This is a genomic window from Actinomadura sp. KC06, from assembly GCF_004348735.1.
GTDB lineage: Bacteria > Actinomycetota > Actinomycetes > Streptosporangiales > Streptosporangiaceae > Spirillospora.
Genome location: NZ_SMKT01000272.1, coordinates 1 through 6823 on the forward strand (window position 1 = coordinate 1; position 6823 = coordinate 6823).

At 72.4% G+C, this 6823-nt stretch carries 8 protein-coding genes; 4 read left to right on the forward strand and 4 right to left on the reverse strand.

The genetic code is table 11. From position 1 onward, the window contains the following. The 3 genes from E1287_RS41035 to E1287_RS41045 form a co-directional block, all read left to right on the forward strand. The coding region (locus E1287_RS41035; RefSeq protein WP_207934772.1) for a gamma-glutamyltransferase at positions 1 to 431 on the forward strand (431 nt) is incomplete at its 5' end. Positions 432 to 502: 71 nt separating this feature from the next. Continuing rightward, positions 503 to 865, forward strand: a complete 363-nt coding sequence (gene cutA / locus E1287_RS41040; protein WP_131971193.1) for a divalent-cation tolerance protein CutA — start codon at positions 503 to 505, stop codon at positions 863 to 865. A gap of 92 nt (positions 866 to 957) precedes the next feature. Next, a complete protein-coding gene (locus E1287_RS41045; RefSeq protein ID WP_243719792.1) occupies positions 958 to 1857 on the forward strand; it encodes an oxygenase MpaB family protein in 900 nt (299 codons plus the stop codon). Between the two features lie 27 nt (positions 1858 to 1884). Here E1287_RS41045 and E1287_RS41050 read toward each other — a convergent pair whose 3' ends face one another. Further along, positions 1885 to 3432, reverse strand: a complete 1548-nt coding sequence (locus E1287_RS41050; protein WP_131971195.1) for a DHA2 family efflux MFS transporter permease subunit — start codon at positions 3430 to 3432, stop codon at positions 1885 to 1887. 122 nt (positions 3433 to 3554) lie between these two features. On the opposite strand from E1287_RS41050, the gene E1287_RS41055 reads away from it, so the two are divergent. Beyond that, positions 3555 to 4127, forward strand: a complete 573-nt coding sequence (locus tag E1287_RS41055) for a MarR family winged helix-turn-helix transcriptional regulator (protein WP_243719793.1) — start codon at positions 3555 to 3557, stop codon at positions 4125 to 4127. Positions 4128 to 4130: 3 nt separating this feature from the next. Here E1287_RS41055 and E1287_RS41060 read toward each other — a convergent pair whose 3' ends face one another. The 3 genes from E1287_RS41060 to ald form a co-directional block, all read right to left on the reverse strand. After that, entirely contained in the window at positions 4131 to 4430 is a 300-nt protein-coding gene (locus tag E1287_RS41060; RefSeq protein WP_067631628.1) for a metal-sensitive transcriptional regulator, read from the reverse strand. Between the two features lie 81 nt (positions 4431 to 4511). Next, on the reverse strand, positions 4512 to 5144 hold the full coding sequence (locus E1287_RS41065; RefSeq protein WP_131971197.1) for a histidine phosphatase family protein: 633 nt from the start codon (positions 5142 to 5144) through the stop codon (positions 4512 to 4514). Between the two features lie 38 nt (positions 5145 to 5182). Then, a complete protein-coding gene (gene ald / locus E1287_RS41070; RefSeq protein WP_131971199.1) occupies positions 5183 to 6298 on the reverse strand; it encodes an alanine dehydrogenase in 1116 nt (371 codons plus the stop codon). Positions 6299 to 6823: the final 525 nt, after the last annotated feature.

Consider the following 6823-nt stretch of genomic DNA (forward strand, 5'->3'; position numbering starts at 1 on the left):
GCCCGCCCGACCCGAACGCGCCGGGACCGCACAAGCGCCCGCGCAGCAGCATGGCGCCGACGCTCGTCCTCAAGGACGGGCGGCCGATGCTGGCCCTCGGCACGCCCGGCGGATCGACGATCATCACGACCGTCCTGCAGATCCTGATGAACCGCGTCGACTTCGACATGGACCTGCCCACGGCGCTGAGCTTCCCGCGCGCGACGCAGCGCAACACCCCGCAGGTCTTCGCCGAGCAGCCGTTCATCGACTGGTACGGCCGGGACCTGGCCGCGCGCGGGCACCGGCTGGAGGTGTTCCCCGGCCCGCCGGCGGGCGTGATCGGCGCCGCGACGGGGCTGGAGATCCTGCGGCCGGGGCTCGTCCAGGCGGTCGCGGAGCCGGCCCGGCGGGGCGGCGGCAGCGCCATGGTCGTCCGGCCGGCGCGGTAGCGGCGGCCGGCGGGCGTGGCCGGACGGGCGTGTCGGGCGTGTCCGGCAGGCGATGGGGAAGGAGTCGTGCCATGGCCCACGCTTACGTGCAGGTGACGACCACGACCGACTCCCGCTCCGAGGCGGCCGAGCTGGCCAAGTCCGCGGTGACGGAGCGGCTCGCGGCGTGCGCGCAGCTCGTCGGCCCGATCGCCAGCACCTACTGGTGGGAGGACGAGATCGAGTCGGCGGAGGAGTGGATGGTGCTGTTCAAGACGTCCGCCGACCGGTTCGACGAGCTGGCCTCGCTGATCACCGAGATGCACTCCTACGACTCCCCCGAGATCATCGCGACCCCGGTCGTGGCGGGCAGCATGGACTACCTCGCCTGGATCACCGAGCAGACCGAGCCCGGCGAGCGTGACGAGGCGGTGGAGGACGAGCCGGAGGATTGATCGTGTGACCCGCGCCGTGATTGGGTAAGTCCTCAGTTACCCCGGTCGGCACGGACGTCGCCGTCCGGCCGCGGCGGCGGAAGGCGGTCGACGTGCACGAGAAGCCGAGCCTGCGCGAGGCGGGCGGAGAAGTGGCGGGCGGGGAAGGCGAGGACCACGGGCTGTTCGGGCCCGGCTCGGTGACCTGGCGCGTCATGGGCGAGCCCGTCCTGATGGTCGGCGGGATCAGGGCGCTGCTCCTGCAGGCCCTGCACCCGAGGACGATGTGGGGGACCGCGCAGAACTCCGAGCTCATGAACCCCTCCGCCGCCTGGGCGCGGCTCGGCCGGACGGTCGAGTTCGTCCGCGTCCGCACCTACGGGACGGAGGAGGAGGTCGAGCGGGTGGGCCGCCGGGTCCGCAAGCTGCACTCCAAGCTGACCGGGCTCGACCTGAGCAACGGCGAGACGTTCCGGGTGGACGACCCCGAGAACCTCCTCTGGGTCCACCTGGGCGAGGTCGACTCCTACCTGGACGTGGCGCGCCGTGCCGGGGTGCCGCTGACCGGCGCGGACGCCGACGCGTTCGTGGACGAGCAGCGCCGCGCCGCCGCCGTCGTCGGCCTCGACCCGGCGGACGTGCCCGCCTCCGTCGCGGAGATGAAGGACTACTACGCGGACATGCGGCGCCGCATCTGGGCGTGCAAGGAGGCCCGCGACGGGCTGCGCCGCATGTTCAGCCCGGCCGTCCCGCGGCATCTGCTGCCGCTGAAGCTCGCCGCGCCCGGCATCGGGATGCTGGTCGTCGCGACGCTGCCGCGCTGGGCCCGCCGCATGTACGGGCTGCCGGGGCTGCCGACGTCCGACCTGGCGGCCACGCTGACGCTCAAGGGCCTGTACCGGACCACTCGCGTCGTCCCGGAGCGGTACCGCTACACCCCGGACGCTCAGCGGGCCAGGCGCCTCACGCGCGAGCACGAGGCGGGCCCGGCCGGTCTCTCGATCGCGTCCTGAGGCCGCCTCGGAGCGGCCCGGCTCGCGTCAGGCGATCGGCGGCGCGTCCACAGCGTCCGGGTCGGTGTTCTCGCGCGCGCCCCGCCGGGGGAGCATCAGCGCCGGGATGATCAGCACCGCGGTGAGGGCGATCGCGACCCAGAACGTGTAGCCGAACGCCTCCGCCAGCTTCGGCGCGATCTGCTCGCGGACCCGGTCGGGGATCTGGCCCATGCCGCCCGCGCCGCCGCCGCCTTCGGGCGCCTGCGGGATCCGGTCGCTGATCTGCCGGGACAGGATGACCGCCAGCAGCGCCGTGCCGACCGCGCCGCCGAGCTGGAGGATGATGTTCAGCGTGCTGCTGGCCCGCGAGACCGCCGCCCGGCGCAGCGTCGTCAGCGCCGACGACATCGTCGGCATCATGGTGCAGCCGAACCCGAGGCCCCGCACGTAGAGCGTGGCGCCGAGCAGCCAGTAGGACGTGTCCGCCTCCACGAGCGCGAACGGGACCGTGCCGGCCACCAGCAGCACGATGCCGATCGGGACGATCCGTCCCGCGCCGAACCTGTCGGTGATCACGCCGCCGATCGGCATCGCGGTCGCGGCGCCGAGGCCCTGCGGGGCCAGCAGCAGGCCCGCCGCGAGCGCGCCCTCGCCGCGCGCGGTCTGGTAGTACAGCGGGATCAGCAGCATCGAGGCCATCAGCGCGACGCCGACGAAGAACACGGCGCCGGCCGCGGTCGCGAACGTCCGGTCGGCGAACAGCCGCACGTCGATCAGCGAGCGTTCCCGGCGCCGGAGGCTGTGGAGCACGAACAGGCCCACCAGGGCGACGCCGCCGGCCAGCCACGCGATCGTTGCCGGGTCGCCGAACCCGCCGTGGCTGGACGCCGTCGACAGGCCGTAGATCAGCAGCACGAACCCGGGCGGCAGCAGGATCAGCCCGCGCCAGTCGAGCGCCGAGGAGGCGTGCTCCGCCGGGCCGGACGGCACCCGCCACCATGCCAGCGCCAGGGCGGCCGCGCCGACCGGCAGGTTCACGAAGAAGATCCAGCGCCAGTCGACGTCCTCGACCAGCCAGCCGCCGAGCACCGGCCCGAGGACGGGCCCGAGCAGCATCGGGACGCCGATGATGCTCATGATCCGCCCCATCCGGTGCGGCCCGGCCGCCATCGTCAGGATCGCCATGCCGGTCGGCATCAGCATGCCGCCGCCGAGCCCCTGCAGCACCCGGAAGAAGATCAGGGACTCGATGTTCCAGGCCGCGCCGGACAGCCCCGACCCGATCACGAACAGCGTGATCGACGTCATCCACACGCGGCGCCCGCCGAAGCGGTCGACGGCCCAGCCGGTCAGCGGGATGACGGTGCCCATCGCCAGCATGTAGCCGGTGACGACCCACTGGATGGTCGACAGGCCGGTGTCGAAGTCGCGGCCGAGCGTGTCGAGCGCGACGTTGACGATCGTGGTGTCCAGGATCGCCATCACGGCGCCCGAGACGATCACCAGTCCGAGCAGGACGGTCTGCCGGTCGAGTCCCTCGCCGCGGGCGGCGCCGCCGGGCGGCGCCGCCTTCGTGAACGGGCTTTCGGCCATGATCGGCCCCCTTGCCTGAATGCCCCGGGACGCCCCGGGTCCCGGCGGTCGACGAGTCGAACAGCTTGAAGTTCAATACGATCGTTTGGCAGTGGATCACGAAATATGTTGAACTTCAAGGCATGTCGGACGATTCAGGGCACGCGCGCACGTCGATCGACGCCGACATGGAGGCGATGGTCCAGCTCATGGGGCGGGTCGTCCGCGGCATGAAGGGGCCGGGCGGGCACGAGGACGCGCACGAGCTCATCGCGCACGTGCGGGGGGCGGGGCTCGGTCCGCGGCACGTGCCCGCGCTGATGTCGCTCGTCCTGAACGGCCCCGCTCCGGTGGGCGTCCTGGCGCGGCACATGGCGCTCAGCCCCGCCACGGTCAGCCAACTCGTCGGGGAGCTCCAGCGCGGCGGCTTCGTCGAGCGGCGCCCGGACGAGCACGACCGGCGGCGCGTGATCGTCAGCCTCGCGGAGGCGCACCGGGACATGATCGAGCGGTTCGCCTGGCGGCGGCTCCGCCCGCTGCGGATGACCCTGGAGGCGCTCACCCCGGTGGAGCGGAGGCACTTCCTGCACGGCTGGCGGATCCTCGTCGAGAGCATGGAGAGCACCGGCCTGCACGAACCCGGCCCCGGCCCCGGCCCCGCCCCCGGCCAAAGCCACGGCCCTTGCTGTCACGGCTCCGGTGACGGGGGCGGGTGAGCGTCAGCCGCGGCGCATGAGGCGGCCCACGGCCGCCATCAGCTCGGTCGACATCGCGTCGCCCTTGCCCTCCTCGGCGCCCTCGGCCACGCAGTGCCGCACGTGCCCGTCCAGCAGGCCGAGCGCCACCTTGTCCAGCGCGGCCTGGACGGCGCTGATCTGGGTGAGGATGTCGATGCAGTAGCGGTCGTCCTCGACCATCCGGTCGATGCCGCGCACCTGGCCCTCGATCCTGGCCAGCCGGGTCTGCAGCTGGTCCTTGGTGGCCGTGTACCCGCGGGTTGGGGTCTCGCTGGTCGCCATCTCCGTCCTCGCAATCCGTCGGGGGCGCACGCCCGGATACCCCTCGGGGGGACGTCCCCCTATGGGTACTTTATGCGCTGGCTACGGAGCTGGGACGTTCCACGCGGTGATCACCGGACGCCCGTGCTCGGCGCCCAGCGTGGACACCGTCCCGGTCTCCAGCGCGAACGACCGTCCGCGCGCCGGCTCCAGGCCGAGCCACCGCGCCGTCAGCACCCGCAGGACGTGGCCGTGCGCGACGAGCGCCACATCCCCGCCGCCGTCCCCGCCGTCTGCACCTTCGCCACCGCCGTCGTCACCGGCCAGAAGCGGACGCACCCGCGCCAGCACGGCGTCGGCCCGCTGCCCGACCTGCTCGACGGCCTCGCCCGGGTGGTCGGCGTCGCCGGGGATGACGCCGTCGTCCCACAGGTACCAGCCGGGCCGGTCCTCCCGGATCGCCGCCGAGGTGATCCCCTCGTAGCCGCCGTAGTCCCACTCCCACAGGTCGGGGTCCACGTCGTCCACCGGCAGGCCGGCCAGCGCCGCCGTCCGCCGTGCCCGTTCCGCCGGGCTGGCGACCGTCCGCAGGATGCGGCGCCCGCCGAGCGCTCCGCGCAGTGCCCGCGCCTGCTCCTCGCCCCGCGCGGTCAGCGGGACGTCCGTCCGCCCGGTATGCCGGCGCGTGCGGCTCCACTCGGTCTCCCCGTGCCGCAGCAAGATCAGCTCACCCATGAGGGAGGGTCTACCCGCCCTCGGGCGTCGTCCACGGCTCAGTCCAGGACGGAGGTGAGGGGCGTGTAGGGGAGGTTGTGCGCCTCGGCCACGTGGTCGTAGACGAGGGCGCCGGCGTGGGTGTTGAGGCCGCGGGCGAGGGCGGCGTTGGACTCCAGGGCGCGCCGCCAGCCCTTCTCGGCGATCTGGAGCGCGTAGGGGAGCGTGACGCCGGTGAGCGCGTACGTGGACGTGTTCGGCACCGCTCCGGGCATGTTGGCGACGCAGTAGAACGTCGAGTCGTGCACCCGGTAGGTGGGGTCGGCGTGGGTGGTGGGACGGGAGTCCTCGAAGCATCCGCCCTGGTCGATGGCGATGTCGACGAGGACCGAACCGGCCTTCATGCTCGCGACCAGGTCGTTGGAGATCAGCTTGGGGGCCTTGGCGCCGGGGATCAGCACCGCGCCGATGACGAGGTCGGCGGCGCGGGCCTCCTGCTCGACGGTGTACACGCTGGACACCAGGGTGCGGAGGCGGCCCTGGTAGATCGCGTCGATGTGGCGGAGGCGGTCGACGTTGACGTCCAGGACGGTCACGTCCGCGCCCATCCCGACGGCGATCTGCGCCGCGTTGAGGCCGGACACGCCTCCGCCGATGACGACGACCCTGGCCGCCGCCACGCCGGGCACCCCTCCGGGCAGGACGCCGCGTCCCCCGTTGGACGCCATCAGGTGGTAGGCGCCGACCTGCGGGGCGAGGCGCCCGGCCACCTCCGACATGGGGGCCAGCAGCGGCAGGGAGCGGTCGGGCAGCTGGACGGTCTCGTACGCGATCGCGGTCACGCCCGCGGACAGCAGCGCGTCCGTGCACGAGCGGGACGCCGCCAGGTGCAGGTAGGTGAACAGGACCTGGCCGTCGCGCATCCGGTGGTACTCGGGCTCGATCGGCTCCTTGACCTTGAGGATCAGGTCGCCCTCGGCCCACACCTCGTCCGGGCCGTCCAGGACCTTGGCGCCCGCGCCGACGTAGTCGTCGTCGGGGATGGCGGAGCCGAGCCCCGCGCCCCGCTCGACGAACACCTCGTGCCCGTGGCGGGTCAGCTCGTGGACTCCGGCCGGGGTGATGGCCACGCGGTACTCGTGGTTCTTGACCTCGCGCGGGACGCCGATCTTCACGGGAGCTCCTCCGTCAACGCTGACCAGGCTGTACGCCTTCCAGCCTGGTGTCCGGAGCCACCCTCCGACCATGCACAGTATGGAAAGGCATCAGCCCTTTCCATGACAAGGTGTAAATCGCGCCTGGTGAGGGGCGGGAGCCGTCTGGAAAGTAAGAGGCCCCCACCTGGGCGGTGAGGGCCTCTTGGCCGTCCACCGGCGGCCACTTGGGGAGTGAGTGCCGGTGAAGGAGCCCAGCCCGGCCTCGGCATTTCAGCGTGGCCGTCTGTTGACCTCCGGCCGAGCTGGACAACTGGCAAGTTACAAGGGCTAAGGCGTTTTGGCAAGCCAATATCGCGATGCTGCGCGGACCCCTGTCGCCGACCTCCTGTTTTGTCCGTGTCCACCTATTTTGGACGCGGCGTCAGAGGCGAGATCAGCAGATTGACTGGACAGTGCGACCGCCAATGGTGTTTCATGGGCTAAGCACCACTCGGGGAAAGGGTGCTACCCGTCCCCGCTCACGTAACTGGGGGGTTGTGGGCG